Genomic DNA, 17,584 nt, shown 5'->3' with positions numbered 1-17,584 from the left:
AGACTGACATGAGCGATGCTGCGATGAAACTGGTGGTGGTTGGCGCAGCAGGACGCATGGGGCAGACGCTGATCCGGCTCATCCATTCGATCGAAGGCGTCATACTGCATGCCGCGGTCGAGCGCGCCGGCTCGCCCTTCGTCGGCAAGGATGCCGGCGAGATCGCCGGTCTCGGTCCGACCGGTGTCGTGATCGGCGACGATCCGCTCAACGCTTTTCTCGATGCCGAAGGCGTGCTCGACTTCACCTCGCCTGCCGCAACGGTGGAATTTTCAGGCCTCGCCGCGCAGGCGCGCATCGTTCATGTGATCGGCACGACGGGCTGCTCGGCAGAGGACAACGCGAAGATCGCAGCCGCCGCCCGCCATGCCCGGATCGTCAAGTCGGGCAATATGAGCCTCGGGGTCAATCTGCTCAGCGTGCTCGCAGAGCAGGCAGCGCGTGCGCTCGATCCGGCCGACTGGGATATCGAGATCCTGGAAATGCACCACAAGCACAAGGTGGATGCGCCTTCCGGCACTGCCCTTCTCTTCGGCGAGGCCGCGGCAAAGGGGCGCGGCATCGATCTTGCCTCGCAATCGGTCCGGGTGCGCGACGGCCATACCGGCGCCCGCGAAGCGGGCACGATCGGCTTTGCGACGCTGCGCGGCGGCTCCGTCATCGGCGAGCATTCCGTGCTTTTTGCCGGAGAAGGCGAAATCGTCACCCTGTCGCACAGTGCGGCCGACCGCTCGATCTTTGCGCGCGGCGCCATCAAGGCGGCCCTTTGGGCACGCGACAAGAAGCCGGGTCTCTATTCCATGCTCGACGTGCTCGGGCTCTCTTCCTCATAACGATACTACGGAGGCATATTCATGAGCGGTACCCTCGTCCTCGTTCGCCACGGCCAGAGTGACTGGAACCTGAAGAATCTCTTCACCGGCTGGAAGGATCCCGATCTGACCGAGCTCGGCGTCCAGGAAGCCAATGCAGGCGGCGCGGCGCTCGCCGAATACGGTATCAAATTCGACGTCGCCTATACCTCGGTGCTGGTGCGTGCGCAGCACACGCTGAAGCTCATTCTCGACAAGGTCGGCCAGCCCGATCTCCTGACGATCCGCGACCAGGCGCTGAACGAGCGCGACTACGGCGATCTCTCCGGCCTCAACAAGGACGATGCACGCGCAAAATGGGGCGAGGAACAGGTGCATATCTGGCGCCGCTCCTATGATGTGCCGCCTCCCGGCGGTGAAAGCCTGCGTGACACCGGCGCCCGCGTCTGGCCCTACTACCTCACCGAAATCCTGCCGCGCGTGCTCAGGGGCGAGAAGGTGCTGGTTGCCGCGCACGGGAATTCGCTGCGCTCGCTGGTGATGGTGCTCGACAAGCTGAGCAAAGAAGGTGTGCTCGCCCTCAACCTCGCGACCGGCGTTCCGATGGTCTACACGCTCAAGGCGGATTCCACCGTCGCTTCCAAGGAAGTGCTCGGCGACATGTCGGGCGCACATTGATCTCAGCTGATCTTTCCCCGCTTCGGCGGGGAAAGGCGCTCAGTTCTCGATCGTGAACTGTACCCGGTCGGCTGCGAAGCGGCTGATCGAATATTGCACCGGCATACCCTCAAGATCGGTATTCATCGCCTTGGCGATCAGAAGGATGGCGCCGGGGGTGAGTTCGAGGTCGGCCATATCGGCGGCACTGGCATGGGCGGCCGTCACCTCGGTCGTGGCGCGGACATAGTCCGGCAGGCCGAGTTCGGCGAAAGCCTTGGTGATCGATTCCCCCGTCCGGTAAGCCTCACCGATACCGGCAAAGCGCTTGGCGGGAAACCAGCTCGTCGCCCTTGAAACCGGCCGCTTGTCTGCCTGGCGCAATGTTTCCAGGCGGATCACCTGTTCTCCCGGCTTCAGGCCCAGCCAGCGGGCGATCTCGGCACTCGCCTCCTCCTTCGCCTCATCGAGCAGTAGGCCGCGCATTTCACGCGCCTGATCGCCGATGCCGGCGGTGAAACGCGTGCGCCTGGTGATCGGGAAATTCAGCCGCTCCTTGCGCTCGATCAGCGTGCCGCGACCTTGTACCGCACGCACGATACCTTCCTGCGCCAGCGCCGCCAGCGCGCTGCGCACCGTATGCCGGTTCACGCCGAATTGCAGCGCCAGCATGGTTTCCGGCGGCACCATTCCCGTTTCGTCATAGGCTCCGGTGCTGATCGCCTCGCGAATCCGATCGGCGATCTGGCGCCAGAGCGCCACGCCGGTTTGCCTTTGCACCTGCTTCAATCCCGCCATTCCACCCCTGCCTGCCATTTCACGCCTTCTGCATAATTCAAAGCGCTACAGCGCCGCGCGTCTGAAAAGACGCGCGGCGCTGTAGGATGTCACACGCTTGTCACGGCATCGATTTAGAGCTAAGTGTATCTTGTATGGTTGTCTATATCAATAGACATTTTAAGGGAAGCGGCGATGATATCAGCGGACAGGACAGACGCTGCGTCACAGACGGCATCCGGGCGCAAACGCGCCGCCGATCTGCTGGCGCGCGCGGAGCGCAGCGAACTCTTGGCAGTCTTCGATGCGCTGCCGCAAAAGCCTGTGGCCCATCAGGTGCGCGGACCGGAGACCGGGCTGGTGATGGTGCGCGGACGCATCGGCGGCGGCGGAGCTCCCTTCAATCTCGGCGAAGTGACCGTGACGCGGGCCACGGTCCGGCTCGACTCCGGCTCGGTCGGCCATGCACAGGCGCTCGGCACCGACCGTGAAAAGGCCCGGCTTGCGGCGATTTTCGACGCGCTCTGGCAAGAGGAGGCGACGAAGGATTTGGTCGAACAGGCACTGCTTTTACCGATCACTGAGCGGATCGCCGATGCCGAACGCCGCAAGGCGGACGAGACGGCGGCAACCCGCGTCGATTTCTTCACCATGGTGCGGGGAGACAATTGATGGGCCTGAAGACAGAAGCTCTGACCGGCGGCTTTGCCGAGCCGGTCTTCCACGCCCAAAGCGTCTTCAAGATGCTGATGGACGGCATGGCCCGCCCCGGCACGATCCAGACCGTTCAGCCCGACGTCGCGCCGCCGGCACCGCTCGACATCGCCGCCGGCACGATCGCGCTGACGCTTTGCGACCACGACACGCCCATCTGGCTTTCCCAGGGACTGGCGAGATCCGCTGTGCCCGAGTGGCTCGGCTTCCATACCGGCGCGCCGCTGACCAGCGAAAAAGCCGAAGCGCGCTTTGCCTTCACCGAGGCCGGCACCGCACTTTCCTCCTTCGGCCTCTTTGCATCAGGTACGCAGGAATATCCCGATCGCTCGACGACCCTCATCATCGAACTCGCCGAACTCGAGGGCGGCCGTAGGCTGGCGCTGATGGGTCCCGGCATCCAGAGCGTGACGGAGATGGCGCCTATCGGCCTGCCGGAGACCTTCCTGCGGCTTTGGACCGAGAACCGCGCGCTCTTTCCGCGCGGCGTCGACATCGTGCTGACGGCGGGCAAGCGTTTCCTCTGCCTGCCGCGCACCACCAAGATCACAGCAACGGAGATCTGAGCTCATGTATGTTGCCGTCAAGGGTGGCGAGGCTGCCATCGCCAATGCCCACCGCCTGCTGGCCGACCGCCGCCGCGGCGACCGTTCGCTGCCGGCGATCGGCATCGACCAGATCGTGGCGCAGCTGGCGCTCGCCGTCGACCGCGTCATGGCCGAGGCTTCGCTTTTCGACCGCACGCTCGCCGCACTTGCCGTGCGCCAATCGCGGGGCGACATGATCGAGGCGATCTTCCTGCTGCGCGCCTACCGCACGACGCTGCCGCGTTTCGGCTATTCCAAGCCGCTCGACACGGCTGAGATGACGATCGAACGGCGCATCTCGGCGACCTACAAGGATCTGCCGGGCGGCCAGCTTCTTGGGCCCACCTTCGACTATACCCACCGCCTGCTCGATCCCTCGCTGCTTTCGGACGAGGCGGTCGAGACACCCGCTCAGCGCGCAGCCGAGACCGGCCGTGTCATGCGCGTCTCCGAGATCCTCGGCGAGGAAGGCCTGATCGAGGCCGACGGCGACATGCCGGAAGATCACGAAATCGGCGACCTGACCCGCGAGCCGATGGAATTCCCGATGACCCGCGATCTCCGCCTGCAGGCGCTTGCCCGTGGCGACGAGGGCTTCCTGCTGGCGCTCGGTTATTCCACCCAGCGCGGCTATGGCCGCAACCACCCCTTCACCGGTGAAATCCGCATCGGCGACGTCGAGGTGGAATTCGATGTGCCGGAACTCGGTTTCGCCGTCTCGCTCGGCACGATCCAGATCACCGAATGCCAGATGGTCAACCAGTTCAAGGGTTCGGCCAAGGCACCGCCGCAATTCACCCGCGGCTACGGCCTGGTCTTCGGCCAGAGTGAGCGCAAGGCGATGGCGATGGCGCTGGTCGACCGGGCGCTTCGCGCCGAAGAACTCGGCGAGGATATCACCGCGCCGGCACAGGACGAGGAATTCGTCATCTCGCATTCCGACAACGTCCAGGCGACTGGCTTCGTCGAGCACCTGAAGCTTCCGCATTATGTGGATTTCCAGGCCGAACTCGACCTCGTCCGCTGCATGCGCCGTGAATTCGAAGCCGCCCGCAACGGTGGCGAAGACATGAAGGAAGCCGCCGAATGACCGATCTGGCCAGCTACAACTTCGCCTATCTCGACGAACAGACCAAGCGGATGATCCGCCGCGCCATCCTGAAGGCGATCGCCATTCCCGGCTACCAGGTGCCATTCGCCTCGCGCGAAATGCCGATGCCCTATGGCTGGGGCACTGGCGGTGTGCAGGTGACGGCCTCGATCATCGGACCGGACGACGTGCTGAAGGTCATCGACCAGGGTGCCGACGATACGACCAACGCCGTTTCCATCCGCGCCTTCTTCCAGAAGGTCGCCAATGTCGCGGTGACGACGCATACCAAGGATGCGACGATCATCCAGACGCGCCACCGCATTCCCGAAGAAAAGCTCGGGGTCGGGCAGGTGCTCGTCTACCAGGTGCCGATCCCCGAGCCGCTGCGTTTCCTCGAGCCGCGTGAGACCGAGACCCGCAAGATGCATGCGCTCGAAGAATACGGCCTCATGCATGTGAAGCTTTACGAGGATATCGCCCATAACGGCCGCATCTCACGGACTTACGCCTATCCGGTGAAGGTCCACGGCCGTTATGTCATGGACCCGTCGCCGACGCCGAAATTCGACAATCCGAAGATGCATATGTCGGACGCGCTGCAGCTCTTCGGCGCCGGACGCGAGAAGCGCATCTATGCGGTGCCGCCCTATACCGACGTGGTCAGCCTGGATTTCGAGGATTATCCCTTCGATATCCAGCGTTTCGACAAACCCTGCGCCCTTTGCGGTGCGGAGGATGTCTATCTCGACGAGGTGGTTCTCGACGACAAGGGCGGGCGGATGTTCGTCTGCTCCGACACCGATCATTGCGAAGACCGCCGCGCGCACGGACATGCCGGCGAGATGCTGGCCCGGGAGGCTGCAGAATGAGCGATACTCCGCTTCTCAAAGTCCACGACGTTTCGAAATTCTACGGCAACCGCATCGGCTGCCGCGACGTCTCCTTCGAGCTCTGGCCCGGCGAGGTGCTCGCCATCGTCGGTGAGTCCGGCTCCGGCAAGACAACGCTGCTCAACTGCCTCTCCACCCGGCTGTTGCCGAGCACCGGCAGCGTCGAATATCACATGCGCGACGGCAGCTACCGCGATCTCTACCGCATGAACGAGGCCGAGCGGCGTTTCCTGATGCGCACCGACTGGGGCTTCGTGCACCAGAACCCGGCCGACGGCCTGCGCATGACCGTCTCAGCCGGCGCCAATGTCGGCGAACGGCTGATGGCGATCGGCGACCGGCACTATGGCAAGATCCGCGCTTCGGCGATCGACTGGCTGGAACGCGTCGAGATCGACGCCGACCGCATCGACGACCAGCCGCGCGCCTTTTCCGGCGGCATGCGCCAGCGATTGCAGATCGCCCGCAACCTCGTCACCGGCCCGCGCCTCGTCTTCATGGACGAGCCGACCGGCGGCCTCGACGTCTCGGTGCAGGCGCGGCTGCTCGATCTCGTGCGCGGCCTGGTCAACGATCTCGGTCTCTCGGCCATCATCGTCACCCACGATCTCGCCGTTGCCCGCCTGCTCTCGCACCGGATGATGGTGATGAAGGACGGCTACGTCATCGAACACGGACTCACCGACCGCGTGCTCGACGATCCGCGCGAACCCTATACGCAGTTGCTCGTCTCCTCGATCCTGCAGGTCTAATGCTCGGCCCGAAACCAGAAAGAAGAAATCATGGCAACGCCCCTCGTCGTTTCGGAAGTCTCGAAGAGCTTCACCATGCATCTGCGTGACGGCATCAAGCTGCCGGTCGTCTCCGATGTCGCCTTTTCGGTTGCGTCAGGCGAATGCGTCGTGCTCGGTGGCCCATCGGGCATTGGAAAGAGTTCGCTGCTCAAGATGATCTACGGCAATTATGCCGTCGACACCGGCCAGATCCTCATTCGCCACGACGGACGCATCGTCGATCTCGCTTCCACCGATCCGCGCACTGTGCTCAACGTCCGCCGCAATACACTCGGTTATGTCAGCCAGTTCCTGCGCACCGTGCCGCGCGTCGCGGCGATCGACGTGGTGGCCGAGCCGCTGGTGGCGCGCGGCGAGGACGCCGTCACGGCACGGGAAAAGGCAGGCGCCCTGCTGGCCAGGCTCAATTTGCCGGAAACGCTCTGGCAGCTTCCGCCCGCCACCTTCTCCGGCGGCGAGCAGCAACGCGTCAACATCGCGCGCGGCTTCATCACCGAGCACACGATCCTGCTTCTCGACGAGCCCACAGCTTCGCTCGATACCAGGAACCGTGCCGTCGTCGTCGGCATGATCGCGGAAAAGAAGAAGGCGGGTGTGGCCCTTCTCGGCATCTTCCACGACGAGGAAGTGCGCGAAGCCGTCGCCGACCGTATTCTCGACGTCCAGCAGTTCTCACCCAGAAAGATCGCTGCATGAGCCGCAAGCTGGGCATCGAGCCCTACTTTCATGAGACGGCATCCGTCAGCGAATCCACCTTCGGGCGCTATACGGAGGTCTCGGAACGCTGCCGCATCAGCGAGGCCAGCTTCGGCGACTATTCCTACATCATGCAGGATGGCTCCGTCTGGTGTGCGACGATCAGCAAATTCGTCAATATCGCCGCCGCCGTGCGCATCAACGCCACCAACCATCCGACCTGGCGCGCAACACTGCATCATTTCACCTATCGCGCCGCCGACTACTGGCCGGACGGCGACATGGAAACGGACTTTTTCGCCTGGCGGCGCGCAAACCGCGTGACGATCGGCAACGACGTCTGGATCGGTCACGGGGCGACCATCCTGCCCGGCGTCAACGTCGGAAACGGCGCGGTGATCGGCGCCGGCGCCGTCGTCTCTAAGGACGTTGCGCCTTATACGATCGTCGGCGGCGTGCCGGCCAAGCTCATCCGCGAGCGCTTTCCGAAAGAGATCGGCGAACGGATGGACAGGCTTTCCTGGTGGGACTGGGAGCACGACCGGCTGCGCCAGGCGCTCGAGCATTTCCGCAACCTTGACGCGGAAGATTTCCTGTCCCGATACGGCGGCTAAACCCCCGATTATAAGGGCGGAGAATTGTGACAGGACTTACACAAATATGACATGTGGGGTTCATCAAGCGGGACTAATGCGATGCTGACCAAGGCCTGGATCATAAGGGGAGCATGATGTTCGAGCTGAAGAATGTCACACGTCGTTTCGGAAAAAAGCTCGCTGTCGATTCCGTCACGCTTGCCATTCCCCAAGGCCAGATGGTCGGCATCATCGGCCGCTCCGGCGCCGGCAAGTCGACGCTGCTGCGCATGATCAACCGCCTTCAGGAGCCGAGCTCCGGCTCCGTTCATTTCGCCGGCGTCGAGGTCTCGGGGCTTCGCGGCCAGGCGTTGCGCAACTGGCAGCGCGATTGCGCGATGATCTTTCAGCAGTTCAACCTTGTGCCTCGCCTCGACGTCCTGACCAATGTCATGCTCGGCCGCCTCAACCACCGCTCGACGCTTATGAGCCTGCTCAACATCTTCACCCGCGAGGAACGCGTGCATGCCATCGCGGCGCTCGAACGCCTCGGCATCGAGCAGACGGCGCTGCAGGCAGCCGGCACGCTGTCCGGCGGCCAGCAGCAGCGCGTGGCGATCGCCCGCGCGCTGATGCAGAACCCGAAGATGGTTCTCGCCGACGAGCCGATCGCCTCGCTCGATCCGCTGAATGCCAAGATCGTCATGGATGCGCTGCGCGACATCAACGAGCGCGAAGGCATCACCGTCATCACCAACCTCCACACGCTCGACACCGCCCGCAACTATTGTGAGCGCATCGTCGGCATGGCCGGCGGCCGCGTCGTCTTCGACGGCCAGCCCTCGCAGCTGACCGCCGTAGCGGTGAAGGAAATCTACGGGACGGGCAAGGACGGCGCCGGCATCGACGAAACGATGACCTCGACCAGCCTCGAATCCAAGCGCCGCGCCGAGGACGTCTCATCGGGCATGGTGGCCAAAGCCGCCGCCGTGCACTGACCCGTTTCCGGCCGACGGGACAACGGTCGGAAAACTAACTGACAAACAAACCATGTCACAAAAGGAGACTTCTATGTCTGCATTCCGCAAGATCCTGATGGCAACCATCGCCGTCGCCGCCCTCGCCAGCAATGCCGCTGCCCAGGACGTCAAGGTCCTCCGCATCGGTCTCGATGGCGGTGAAAACGAAGCCGACCAGGTTCGTCGCACCGAGTGCGTCAAGCCGGGCCTGATCGCCGCCACCGGCGTCTCCGAAGTCCAGCTCTTCCCGTCGCCGAACTACAACGGCGTCATTCAGGGTCTCCTCGGCGGCACGATCGACCTCGCCGTCATGGGCGCCGCCTCTTACGCCGCGGTCTATATCAAGGATCCGAACGCCGTCACTCCGGTTCTCACCACCAAGCAGGCCGACGGTTCGACCGGCTACTACTCGATTATGGTTGCCCGCAAGGATTCCGGCATCAAGACGCTTGCCGACGCCAAGGGCAAGAAGCTCGGCTTCGCCGATCCGGACTCTACCTCCGGCTACCTTGTTCCTAACGTTGCCCTTCCGAAGGACACCGGTGCTCCAGTCAAGCAGTACTTCTCTGAAACCGGCTTTGGCGGCGGCCACGAGAACCTCGTTCTCGGCGTTCTCGATAAGAAGTTCGACGTCGGTACCACCTTCGGTTCCGGTCAGGGCGACTGGGCGCAGGGCTACACCTCCGGAAATCTGCACCAGATGGTCACCAAGGGTCTGCTCGACATGGACGATATCGTCGAAGTCTGGAAGTCGCCGCTCATCCCGAACGGTCCGCTGATGGTTTCCCAGAAGCTGCCGGCCGACCTCCAGAAGAAGGTTACCGCCTACTTCGCCGAGCTGCCGAAGAAGGACAAGAGCTGCTTCGAATCGTTCACGGGCGGCGGCTACGTTGACTGGGCGCCAGTCGACCAGAGCTTCTACCAGACGATCATCGACGCCCGTAAGGCCGTTATCGGCGGCTGATCCTCAGTCTGAACAATCTCGCGGCGGCATCATGATGATGCCGCCGTTTTTCAGGAAGGAAGCCACATATGGCGCACTCGGCCGGCGCGGGCCCTCTGAGCGGATTGCAGGAGAGCTCCCGCACCATCCTCGATCATTATCAGAGCCAAGTCCGAACGCGGCGGATCTATACCGTCGTTTCAATCGTGGTCTTCCTGATCATCCTCTGCGCCTCGCTCGATTTCGCCAACAGCGCCAATTCGGGCAAGTTCTTCGAGCGCCTTCCCTATCTCTTCGACTTCATGAAGAGCTTCGTGCCGGACAGTCCGCTGGAGATCTTCCGCGCCATGTTCGACCTACCGTCGCCCTTCTCCGACGGTTCGATCAAGTACGACTATACAAGCGACCGCGTCTGGATCACCGATAGTTTCTACATCCCGAATTTCTTCTACCAGCTCGCGATAACGCTCAACATCGCCATCGTCTCCACCATTCTCGGTGCGAGCGGCGCGTTCTTGCTTTGCTTTTTCGCTTCTACCAATCTGGTCGGTGCAGGCGTGACGCGCTGGGTCGTGCGGCGCATCATGGAAATCATGCGCGCCTTCCCGGAGATCGTCGTCGCCGGTCTTCTCGCCGCGATCCTGTCGATCGGACCGATTTCGGCGATCATCGCGGTATGGGTCCATACTGTCGGCGCGCTTGGGAAGCTGTTCTTCGAAGTCGTCGAGAATGCTGACATGAAGCCGGATGAAGGCCTGCGCGCCGCCGGCGCCAGCTGGCTGGAGCGCGTACGCTTCGCGATCCTGCCGCAGGTGTTGCCGAACTTCGTCTCCTACACGCTGCTGCGGACCGAGATCAACGTGCGCGCCTCGACTATTATCGGCGCCGTCGGCGGCGGCGGCATAGGCGAGGTCTTCAGCCTGTCGATCGGACGCGACCATGCTGCCAAGACCTATGCGATCATCATCCTGCTGCTGATCACCGTCATTTGCGTCGACCAATTCTCCGCCTGGCTGCGCCGCCGGCTGATCGGCAAGCAGTCCTTCGAATTCGGACAGGGAGCAGCCTGATGTCCTCGGTTCCGACCATCAACGCCGCCGAGCGCGAACGACTGCTTTCCGCCTATCCGGACGTCTTCCATCGCAGCTTCATGCAGCGCTGGGGTCTGCTCCTCATTTCAGCTGCGGTTTTCGTTTACCTTGCCTTCTGCTTCGCCTTCTTCAACGTCATTCCCACCTTTGTGAACGGCAACTGGGACCGTGCTGCAATCTATGTCCAGGACTGGTATTCCTGGCGCGCCCAGCCGCGCCTGCGTTTCCAGAACGATCAGGTCGTCCCCCAATGGACGAGCCGCCGCCAATATCCCGAGGGCGCCGATATCAACTGGCTGAAGCCCAATGCCGATGGCAGCGGATACACCGTCACCTTCGGTGGCGACGACAACCGCATGGAAGTGACGCCGAGCCGCGTCGACGTCTATATCGGCGGCAAGCTCTATCCCGTGACCGTCACCCGCGATCGTGCCTCCCTGCCGGCCGATGCGCCTTCCCAGATGGAGCAGGACGACAACAAGGTGATCGTCTATTACGGCTTCGCGGGACAAGCGGAAATCCGTACCAGCCAAGTCTATGTCCAGCGCCGCTTTCTCGGCTGGGCGAACTTCTTCTTCGATACGCAGTCGCCCTTCTGGGGCCGCAACCTGCTTGAGGTGGTCGGCCTGATGTTCTCCGGCGAACGGCTCGATCCCAACCAGTCCAATGCCTCGCTGGCATTGGACAACTTCCTGAACAACGCAAGCTGGCAGCATGGCGACATCCTGTCGAAGTTGATGCAGACGCTGGTCATGGCCTTTGTCGGTACGCTCTTCGGCACGCTGGTCGCTTTCCCGCTTGCCTTCATCGCCGCGCGCAACATCACGCGGAGCCGCGCTGCGAACTGGGCCACGAAGCGGCTCTTCGACTTCCTGCGCTCGATCGACATGCTGATCTGGGCGTTGTTCTTCACCCGTGCCTTCGGCCCAGGGCCGCTTCCGGGCATCGCAGCGATCTTCTTCACCGATACCGGCGCGCTCGGAAAGGTCTATGCCGAAGCGCTTGAGAACATCGACGATAAGCAGCGTGAGGGCGTGAAATCGGTCGGTGCGGCACCGGTGGCCGTCCAACGCTACGGCGTCATCCCCCAGGTCCTGCCGGTGTTCATCTCGCAATCGCTCTATTTCTGGGAATCGAATACCCGCTCGGCGACCGTCATCGGCGCCGTCGGTGCGGGCGGCATTGGCCTCAAGCTGCTCGAATCCATGAAGACCAATTCGGACTGGGACAAAGTCGCCTATATGGTCCTGCTGATCCTCCTCGTGGTCTTCGCCTTCGACAATCTCTCGAATGCGCTGCGTTCGCGCGTGATGGGAAAAAAGGGCCACTGACGAATTGACGCCATCATCATTCTGTCACGGAAATCTTTTAGCCGGGAGCCTGCTTGCGGTTCGCCGCCAAATCACTGCACTGTGCCCTCCCCGTTTGGACGATCCCCAGGATAAAAGCCTTGCGCTACGCTCTCTATTTCTCGCCGCCGAAGGATGATCCCCTGACCGGCGCGGCCTCGCTCTGGCTCGGCCGCAATGCCTTCACCGGCGAGACCTATCCTGCACCGGACCATGAGCAGCTGGGTGCTGCTGAACAGCGCGAGCTGACCGCCGACCCCCGCCGCTACGGCTTTCACGCCACGATCAAGGCGCCGTTTTCGCTTGCCTCCTCCGTCACCGAGAGGGATCTCATGACCGTTGCCGAGGATTTTGCCCAGCGCACCCAAGCCTTCGAGATTCCTGAACTTGTGCTTGGCCAGCTCGGCCGTTTTTTTGCCCTCGTTCCTGGTTCTCTTCATCAACCTCTTCAGGATTTCGCCGCGAAGGTGGTAAGGTCATTCGAACCGTTCCGCGCAGCGCTTTCCGGGGCCGATATGGCGCGGCGCAACCCGGAGAAGCTCAGCGACAGCCAACGCGCCCATCTGCAGCGCTGGGGTTATCCTTACGTCATGGAGGATTTCGGCTTTCACATGACGCTGAGCGGCCAGGTGCCCGAGACACGCGCCGAGGTGATGAAAGCGATCCTGACCGAGCGGTTTGCCGATTTCACCGGACGGCCGCTTTTGATTTCCGGCCTTGCCGTCTTCACCGAGGAGACGCGCGGCGCCCCATTCAAAGTTCATTCCTGGCTGCCGCTTGCCGGCGCCAAACGCTGAAAGACCTGACGACATGAGCAAAGAGACCGTGTTTTCCAACGCCCGCATCGTTCTCGAGGACGACATCCTCTCAGGATCGATCCTCATTCGCGACGGGAAGATCGCCGATATCTCCGAAGGCAACTCGGTAGCCGGCGAAGATTTCGAAGGCGACTACGTCATTCCCGGTCTCGTCGAGTTGCACACTGATCATCTCGAAGGCCATTACCAGCCGCGCCCCGGCATCCGCTGGAACAAGACCGCCGCAGTCCAGGCGCATGACGCCCAGATCGTCACCTCAGGCATCACCACGGTGTTCGACTGCCTGCGCATGGGCGCGGACGAGGACGGCGGCTTCGAACACGGCGAGATGCGAGAGATGGCCGATGCCATCCAGTCGGCGGAGACGGAAGGCAGGCTGCGCGCCGAGCATCTCATCCACCTGCGCTGCGAGGTCTCGGCCGACAACGTGCTCGAACACTTCGCCGATTTCGAAAACGACCGGCATGTGCGGCTCGTCTCGCTGATGGACCATGCGCCCGGCCAGCGTCAGTTCCAGACGATGGACCAGTATATCTTTTACTACCAGAAGAAGCGGGGCCTGAGCGACGAGGCTTTCGCGCGTTTCGTCGCCAAGCGCCAGGCAGAATCGGCGCGCAATTCGACGCCGCACCGCGACGCCATCGCCAAGGTCTGCGCCGAGCGCGGCATTACCGTGGCAAGCCATGACGACGCGACGCTCTCCCATGTCGACGAGGCAATCGACAACGGTGTGCGCCTGGCTGAGTTCCCGACCAGCTTCGATGCCGCCAGGGCGTCGCACGAGCACGGCATGAGCGTGCTGATGGGCGCGCCGAACATCGTGCGCGGCAAGTCGCATTCCGGCAATATCGCCGCCCGCGATCTTGCCGAGATGGGCGTGCTCGACGTGCTTTCCTCCGACTACGTGCCGCTCAGCCTGCTGCATGCGCCGTTCATCCTCGCCGACGAAGTCGAGAGCATCAGCCTGCCGAAGGCGATCGCCATGGTGACATCGACGCCCGCCCGCACCGTCAGCCTCGATGACCGCGGCCGGATCGCAACGGGGCTGCGCGCTGATCTTGTCCGCGTCCACCGCTCACATGGCGTGCCGGTGACGCGCTCCGTCTGGCGCCAGGGACGCCGTGTCGCATGATGCCGCACGAACCCCACGCAGGAGCCGGAGCCGAGCGCGGCATCATGGTCGTTGTCGTCGGCCCGAGCGGGGCTGGCAAGGACACGCTGATGAACCTCGCCGCCCGGCGTTTTGCCGGCCGTGAGAACGTGCATTTCGTCCGCCGCGTCATCACCCGCCACCGTGACGCCGGCGGCGAAGATCATCTTTCCGTCTCCCTCGAAGGGTTTGCCGCCATGGAGCAGTCAGGCTCCTTCGCGGTCTGGTGGGAAGCGCACGGCCTGAGATACGGTATTCCGGCCGAGGTCTCGGTGGCGCTGTCGAGAGGCCATGTCGTCGTCGCCAACGGCTCGCGCTCGGCGCTTCACCGCTTCCAGGCCGCCTTCCCGCGGCTGAAAGTCATCAACGTCACCGCCCGCCCCGAAGTGCTCGCCGGCCGGCTGGAGGCACGCGGACGCGAGACGCATGAAGATATAATGGCCCGGCTCGCCCGCGGACCGCTGACGGTGCGCGGCGAATATGACGTGGTGGAGCTCGACAATAGCGGCTCGCTCGAAGAGGCCGAGCAGAAGATGATCGAGATCCTCGACGGATTGCTGACCAAGGCGCCCTGAACAGATCGAGAGGAAGGGCATGCGCGCCATCAAGGTAGTCGACTATGATCCTTCCTGGCCGCGGCTGTTTGCCAAGATCAGCACGGAGGTCTCCGCCTTGCTCGGTGACCGCCTGCTTTCCATCGATCATATCGGCAGTACGTCAGTGCCTGGCCTGCCGGCCAAGCCGAAGATCGACCTCGATGCCGTGATGATATCCAAGGCGTTCCTGCCAGCGGCGATCGAGACCGTGCGCGCTGCCGACTTCGTCTTCCACGGCGATACAGGCGAGCAACGATGGGCCTTCACCCGCAATCATGACGGTTATGGGTTCAGGCTCTATCTTTGCGGGCCTAATAATCCCGCGCATCGGGACCGCGTTCTGTTTCGCGATTATATCAGGGATCACCCCGAGAGGGCCAAGGCCTATGCCGATCTGAAACGCCGGCTGGCTGCGGAGGCAGACGGTGATTGGGATTCTTACACCGGCGGAAAGACCGAGTTTGTCAGGGAGACGATTCGGCTGGCTGCTTTAAGGACGTAAAACTAACATCCGTCAGACGTCCTGGCCGCCGGCGATTACTCGCCGTCGCCCCGTCCCGATACGATCTCGCGCTTGCCGACATGGTTGGCCGGGCCGACAAGACCTTCTTTTTCCATGCGTTCCACCAATGAGGCGGCGCGGTTGTAGCCGATGCCGAGGCGGCGCTGGATGTAGGAGGTCGAGCATTTCTTGTCGCGCATAACGACCTTGACCGCCTGTTCGTAAAGCTCGTTGCCATCCTCGGAGGCCATGGCGCTCTTGTCGAAGACGGCGCCGGCTTCTTCCTCTTCCGTCTCTTCCTCCTCGTCGGCGGTGACGGTATCGAGATATTCCGGGCGGCCCTGGGTCTTCAGATGGGCGACAACCTTTTCCACTTCGACATCGGAGACGAAGGGACCGTGGACGCGGGAAATCCGCCCGCCGCCCTGCATGTGCAGCATATCGCCCTGACCGAGCAGCTGCTCGGCGCCCTGTTCGCCGAGAATGGTGCGGCTGTCGATCTTCGAGGTCACCTGGAAGGAGATGCGGGTCGGGAAGTTCGCCTTGATCGTGCCGGTGATGACGTCGACCGACGGACGCTGTGTCGCCATGATCAGATGGATGCCGGCCGCTCGCGCCATCTGGGCGAGGCGTTGGATCGCACCTTCGATATCCTTGCCGGCGACCATCATCAGGTCGGCCATCTCGTCGACGATGACGACGATATAAGGCATCGGCGTCAGGTCCAGCGCCTGGCTTTCCTCGATCGGAGTGCCGGTGCCCTTGTCGAAGCCGACCTGGACCATGACATGGATGGTCTCGCCCTTTTCGCGGGCCTGTGCCATGCGATCGTTGTAACCGTCGATGTTGCGGACACCGAGGCGCGACATCTTGCGATAGCGCTCCTCCATTTCGCGCACGGCCCATTTCAGCGCCATTACCGCCTTCTTCGGATCGGTGACGACGGGCGTCAGCAGATGCGGGATGCCATCATAGACGGACAGTTCGAGCATCTTCGGGTCGACCATGATCAGACGGCACTGTTCCGGCGTCATGCGGTAGAGCAGCGACAGGATCATCGTGTTGATGGCGACCGACTTGCCGGAGCCGGTGGTGCCGGCGACAAGCAGATGCGGCATCTTGGCGAGCTCGGCAATGACAGGCTCGCCGCCGATGGTCTTGCCGAGGCCGAGCGCCAGTTTGTAGCCGCTCTTCTCGAAATCCTGGCTCTCGATCATCTCGCGGAAATAGACGGTTTCGCGTGTGACATTCGGCAATTCGATGCCGATGACGTTGCGGCCGGGGACGACGGCAACGCGGGCCGAGAGCGCCGACATCGAGCGGGCGATATCATCGGCAAGACCGATGACGCGCGACGATTTCACGCCCGGCGCGGGCTCGAATTCATAGAGGGTGACGACAGGGCCGGGACGGACATGGATGATCTCGCCCTTGATGCCGAAATCTTCCAGCACGCTTTCCAGAAGCCCGGCATTCTGCTCCAGCGTCTCCTGCGACATGATTTCGCCGAGGCGTTCCGGCGGTTCCTGCAGCAGGGCACGCGGCGGGAATTCATAGCCGGATGCATCGATCCTTTCGGGCCTCGCGGCCAGGCGCGGCGACGGCAGAACCGCGGCGACGGGCGGCGTGCGCTGCGGCGCCGGCGCGACCTGAGGGGCTGACGCAGCCTGGGGGGCCGGCGCGACTGGCGCCTCGACAGGAATGCGCCTGGGCTTTTCCAGGGATATCGCGGCCGCAGGGCGCACGGCAACCTTCGCGGAGACCGCGGCGGGCTGCGGGGCCGGGGGGGAGACGACGGGAGCGGGGGCCGGCCGACCGGGGCGCCACTCCATGATCCGGAACAGCGATGTGATCGATTCGGGCGAGGTCTCGGTCTTCGGGAACGATATCAAGGGTGGCGCGCGAACCGGCTCGGCCTCTTCGAAGGCCATGACTTCCCAGAAGGCGAAATCCGAAATGGAGGAAAGCTCTGCGCTGGCGCGGAAAGCCGGTGCGCCGGGCTCTTCAAGCAAAGGTGACGGCTGCGGTTCGACCCTATGCGGTGCTACGGAAATTTCGTCCGGCTCGGGCAGATAGATATCGAACGGCACATCGACGGCAACCGGCTCTATCCGTATCGCCTGCTGTCCAATCTGCGAATCATCGCGAACCGGCTCATTCGGCGCGCGCCGCCTGCTGATCAGCGTTTCCGGCGTGCGGGTGAAACGGACATTCGGTGCGAGGGAAAAGTTGCTCTGCCAGATGGGTGCCGCCGGCTTCTCCCCTGGGTTTTCTTCCGGAAGGTCCGTTTCAATCTCGCTGGAAAAATCTCCGGCATCCGTCAAATTGGTTCTGGGAAAACGCATGCGTCCGCTACTCACTCATGCTTTGCAAATTACGACCCTACCGGGATAGAAAAGGAAGGTTAATAAGTTCCTTCCTGCCGTATCGTTCCGATACGGCGCCTTGGGATAAATCGTTGCACTTTCAATGAGTTCTGGCAGTAAGAAAAATCTTTGCCAATTTTGGGGAGGCGCTCTAA

The 17,584-nt window shown here is 62.8% G+C and carries 19 protein-coding genes; 17 read left to right on the top strand and 2 right to left on the bottom strand.

Annotated elements, in window-relative coordinates; translation table 11 throughout:
* The first annotated feature begins 8 nt into the window (after positions 1-8).
* Together dapB and B5P46_RS32565 are read left to right on the top strand one after the other, a co-directional pair.
* Entirely contained in the window at positions 9-833 is an 825-nt protein-coding gene (dapB, locus tag B5P46_RS32570) for a 4-hydroxy-tetrahydrodipicolinate reductase (protein WP_129422310.1), read from the top strand.
* Positions 834-854: 21 nt separating this feature from the next.
* The gene (locus B5P46_RS32565) at positions 855-1,490 is read left to right on the top strand and encodes a 2,3-bisphosphoglycerate-dependent phosphoglycerate mutase (RefSeq protein WP_020052380.1); all 636 of its coding nucleotides are present in this window, start codon (positions 855-857) and stop codon (positions 1,488-1,490) included.
* Positions 1,491-1,529: 39 nt separating this feature from the next.
* On the opposite strand, the gene phnF is transcribed toward B5P46_RS32565, so the two are convergent.
* Positions 1,530-2,267 carry a phosphonate metabolism transcriptional regulator PhnF gene (gene phnF / locus B5P46_RS32560; protein ID WP_129422350.1) on the bottom strand — a complete coding sequence of 246 codons (738 nt, stop codon included), beginning with the start codon at positions 2,265-2,267 and terminating at the stop codon, positions 1,530-1,532.
* Between the two features lie 174 nt (positions 2,268-2,441).
* Here phnF and phnG point away from each other — a divergent pair, with 174 nt between their 5' ends.
* The 15 genes from phnG (at position 2,442) to B5P46_RS32485 (ending at position 15,063) form a co-directional block, all read left to right on the top strand.
* Positions 2,442-2,918, top strand: a complete 477-nt coding sequence (gene phnG / locus B5P46_RS32555) for a phosphonate C-P lyase system protein PhnG (protein WP_129422309.1) — start codon at positions 2,442-2,444, stop codon at positions 2,916-2,918.
* Complete coding sequence (gene phnH, locus B5P46_RS32550) at positions 2,918-3,526, top strand: phosphonate C-P lyase system protein PhnH (protein WP_129422308.1); 609 nt, start codon at positions 2,918-2,920, stop codon at positions 3,524-3,526. Before phnG ends, phnH begins: the two co-directional genes overlap by 1 nt.
* A 4-nt stretch (positions 3,527-3,530) precedes the next feature.
* Positions 3,531-4,637, top strand: a complete 1,107-nt coding sequence (locus B5P46_RS32545) for a carbon-phosphorus lyase complex subunit PhnI (protein WP_129422307.1) — start codon at positions 3,531-3,533, stop codon at positions 4,635-4,637.
* Positions 4,634-5,509, top strand: coding sequence for an alpha-D-ribose 1-methylphosphonate 5-phosphate C-P-lyase PhnJ (locus tag B5P46_RS32540; RefSeq protein WP_003544415.1), 876 nt, complete (start codon positions 4,634-4,636; stop codon positions 5,507-5,509). The genes B5P46_RS32545 and B5P46_RS32540 overlap by 4 nt, the downstream gene beginning before the upstream one ends.
* Complete coding sequence (phnK, locus tag B5P46_RS32535; protein WP_003544413.1) at positions 5,506-6,282, top strand: phosphonate C-P lyase system protein PhnK; 777 nt, start codon at positions 5,506-5,508, stop codon at positions 6,280-6,282. Before B5P46_RS32540 ends, phnK begins: the two co-directional genes overlap by 4 nt.
* A 30-nt stretch (positions 6,283-6,312) precedes the next feature.
* The gene (gene phnL / locus B5P46_RS32530) at positions 6,313-7,020 is read left to right on the top strand and encodes a phosphonate C-P lyase system protein PhnL (protein WP_129422306.1); all 708 of its coding nucleotides are present in this window, start codon (positions 6,313-6,315) and stop codon (positions 7,018-7,020) included.
* Positions 7,017-7,634: a DapH/DapD/GlmU-related protein gene (locus tag B5P46_RS32525; RefSeq protein WP_129422305.1), complete on the top strand. Its 618-nt coding sequence runs from the start codon at positions 7,017-7,019 to the stop codon at positions 7,632-7,634. Before phnL ends, B5P46_RS32525 begins: the two co-directional genes overlap by 4 nt.
* Positions 7,635-7,750: 116 nt before the next feature.
* Positions 7,751-8,593 carry a phosphonate ABC transporter ATP-binding protein gene (phnC, locus tag B5P46_RS32520; RefSeq protein ID WP_129422349.1) on the top strand — a complete coding sequence of 281 codons (843 nt, stop codon included), beginning with the start codon at positions 7,751-7,753 and terminating at the stop codon, positions 8,591-8,593.
* 73 nt (positions 8,594-8,666) lie between these two features.
* Entirely contained in the window at positions 8,667-9,578 is a 912-nt protein-coding gene (gene phnD / locus B5P46_RS32515) for a phosphonate ABC transporter substrate-binding protein (protein WP_129422304.1), read from the top strand.
* 68 nt (positions 9,579-9,646) lie between these two features.
* Entirely contained in the window at positions 9,647-10,627 is a 981-nt protein-coding gene (gene phnE, locus B5P46_RS32510) for a phosphonate ABC transporter, permease protein PhnE (protein WP_129422303.1), read from the top strand.
* Positions 10,627-11,979: a phosphonate ABC transporter, permease protein PhnE gene (phnE, locus tag B5P46_RS32505; RefSeq protein ID WP_129422302.1), complete on the top strand. Its 1,353-nt coding sequence runs from the start codon at positions 10,627-10,629 to the stop codon at positions 11,977-11,979. The genes phnE (B5P46_RS32510) and phnE (B5P46_RS32505) overlap by 1 nt, the downstream gene beginning before the upstream one ends.
* 119 nt (positions 11,980-12,098) lie before the next feature.
* Complete coding sequence (locus B5P46_RS32500; RefSeq protein WP_129422301.1) at positions 12,099-12,794, top strand: DUF1045 domain-containing protein; 696 nt, start codon at positions 12,099-12,101, stop codon at positions 12,792-12,794.
* A 13-nt stretch (positions 12,795-12,807) separates the two neighbouring features.
* Entirely contained in the window at positions 12,808-13,947 is a 1,140-nt protein-coding gene (locus B5P46_RS32495; protein ID WP_129422300.1) for an alpha-D-ribose 1-methylphosphonate 5-triphosphate diphosphatase, read from the top strand.
* Positions 13,944-14,540 (top strand): phosphonate metabolism protein/1,5-bisphosphokinase (PRPP-forming) PhnN, encoded by a 597-nt coding sequence (gene phnN, locus B5P46_RS32490; RefSeq protein ID WP_129422299.1) that lies wholly within the window; start codon positions 13,944-13,946, stop codon positions 14,538-14,540. The genes B5P46_RS32495 and phnN overlap by 4 nt, the downstream gene beginning before the upstream one ends.
* A gap of 19 nt (positions 14,541-14,559) precedes the next feature.
* Complete coding sequence (locus tag B5P46_RS32485) at positions 14,560-15,063, top strand: GrpB family protein (protein ID WP_129422298.1); 504 nt, start codon at positions 14,560-14,562, stop codon at positions 15,061-15,063.
* A gap of 35 nt (positions 15,064-15,098) precedes the next feature.
* On the opposite strand, the gene B5P46_RS32480 is transcribed toward B5P46_RS32485, so the two are convergent.
* Positions 15,099-17,408, bottom strand: coding sequence for a DNA translocase FtsK (locus tag B5P46_RS32480; protein WP_129422297.1), 2,310 nt, complete (start codon positions 17,406-17,408; stop codon positions 15,099-15,101).
* Between the last annotated feature and the right edge of the window lie 176 nt (positions 17,409-17,584).

The sequence above is a fragment of the Rhizobium leguminosarum genome, from assembly GCF_004123835.1.
Taxonomy (GTDB): Bacteria; Pseudomonadota; Alphaproteobacteria; order Rhizobiales; family Rhizobiaceae; genus Rhizobium; species Rhizobium leguminosarum_M.
Note: the sequence above shows the minus strand (reverse complement) of the source record. Positions and strands in the feature narration are given on the sequence as shown.

Excerpts from the sequence above, each read along its gene's own strand:
- dapB (WP_129422310.1), top strand. The coding sequence starts at position 9 with ATGAGCGATGCTGCGATGAAACTGGTGGTGGTTGGCGCAGCAGGACGC.
- B5P46_RS32565 (WP_020052380.1), top strand. The coding sequence starts at position 855 with ATGAGCGGTACCCTCGTCCTCGTTCGCCACGGCCAGAGTGACTGGAAC.
- phnF (WP_129422350.1), bottom strand. The coding sequence starts at position 2,267 with ATGGCGGGATTGAAGCAGGTGCAAAGGCAAACCGGCGTGGCGCTCTGG.
- phnG (WP_129422309.1), top strand. The coding sequence starts at position 2,442 with ATGATATCAGCGGACAGGACAGACGCTGCGTCACAGACGGCATCCGGG.
- phnH (WP_129422308.1), top strand. The coding sequence starts at position 2,918 with ATGGGCCTGAAGACAGAAGCTCTGACCGGCGGCTTTGCCGAGCCGGTC.
- B5P46_RS32545 (WP_129422307.1), top strand. The coding sequence starts at position 3,531 with ATGTATGTTGCCGTCAAGGGTGGCGAGGCTGCCATCGCCAATGCCCAC.
- B5P46_RS32540 (WP_003544415.1), top strand. The coding sequence starts at position 4,634 with ATGACCGATCTGGCCAGCTACAACTTCGCCTATCTCGACGAACAGACC.
- phnK (WP_003544413.1), top strand. The coding sequence starts at position 5,506 with ATGAGCGATACTCCGCTTCTCAAAGTCCACGACGTTTCGAAATTCTAC.
- phnL (WP_129422306.1), top strand. The coding sequence starts at position 6,313 with ATGGCAACGCCCCTCGTCGTTTCGGAAGTCTCGAAGAGCTTCACCATG.
- B5P46_RS32525 (WP_129422305.1), top strand. The coding sequence starts at position 7,017 with ATGAGCCGCAAGCTGGGCATCGAGCCCTACTTTCATGAGACGGCATCC.
- phnC (WP_129422349.1), top strand. The coding sequence starts at position 7,751 with ATGTTCGAGCTGAAGAATGTCACACGTCGTTTCGGAAAAAAGCTCGCT.
- phnD (WP_129422304.1), top strand. The coding sequence starts at position 8,667 with ATGTCTGCATTCCGCAAGATCCTGATGGCAACCATCGCCGTCGCCGCC.
- phnE (WP_129422303.1), top strand. The coding sequence starts at position 9,647 with ATGGCGCACTCGGCCGGCGCGGGCCCTCTGAGCGGATTGCAGGAGAGC.
- phnE (WP_129422302.1), top strand. The coding sequence starts at position 10,627 with ATGTCCTCGGTTCCGACCATCAACGCCGCCGAGCGCGAACGACTGCTT.
- B5P46_RS32495 (WP_129422300.1), top strand. The coding sequence starts at position 12,808 with ATGAGCAAAGAGACCGTGTTTTCCAACGCCCGCATCGTTCTCGAGGAC.
- phnN (WP_129422299.1), top strand. The coding sequence starts at position 13,944 with ATGATGCCGCACGAACCCCACGCAGGAGCCGGAGCCGAGCGCGGCATC.
- B5P46_RS32485 (WP_129422298.1), top strand. The coding sequence starts at position 14,560 with ATGCGCGCCATCAAGGTAGTCGACTATGATCCTTCCTGGCCGCGGCTG.
- B5P46_RS32480 (WP_129422297.1), bottom strand. The coding sequence starts at position 17,408 with ATGCGTTTTCCCAGAACCAATTTGACGGATGCCGGAGATTTTTCCAGC.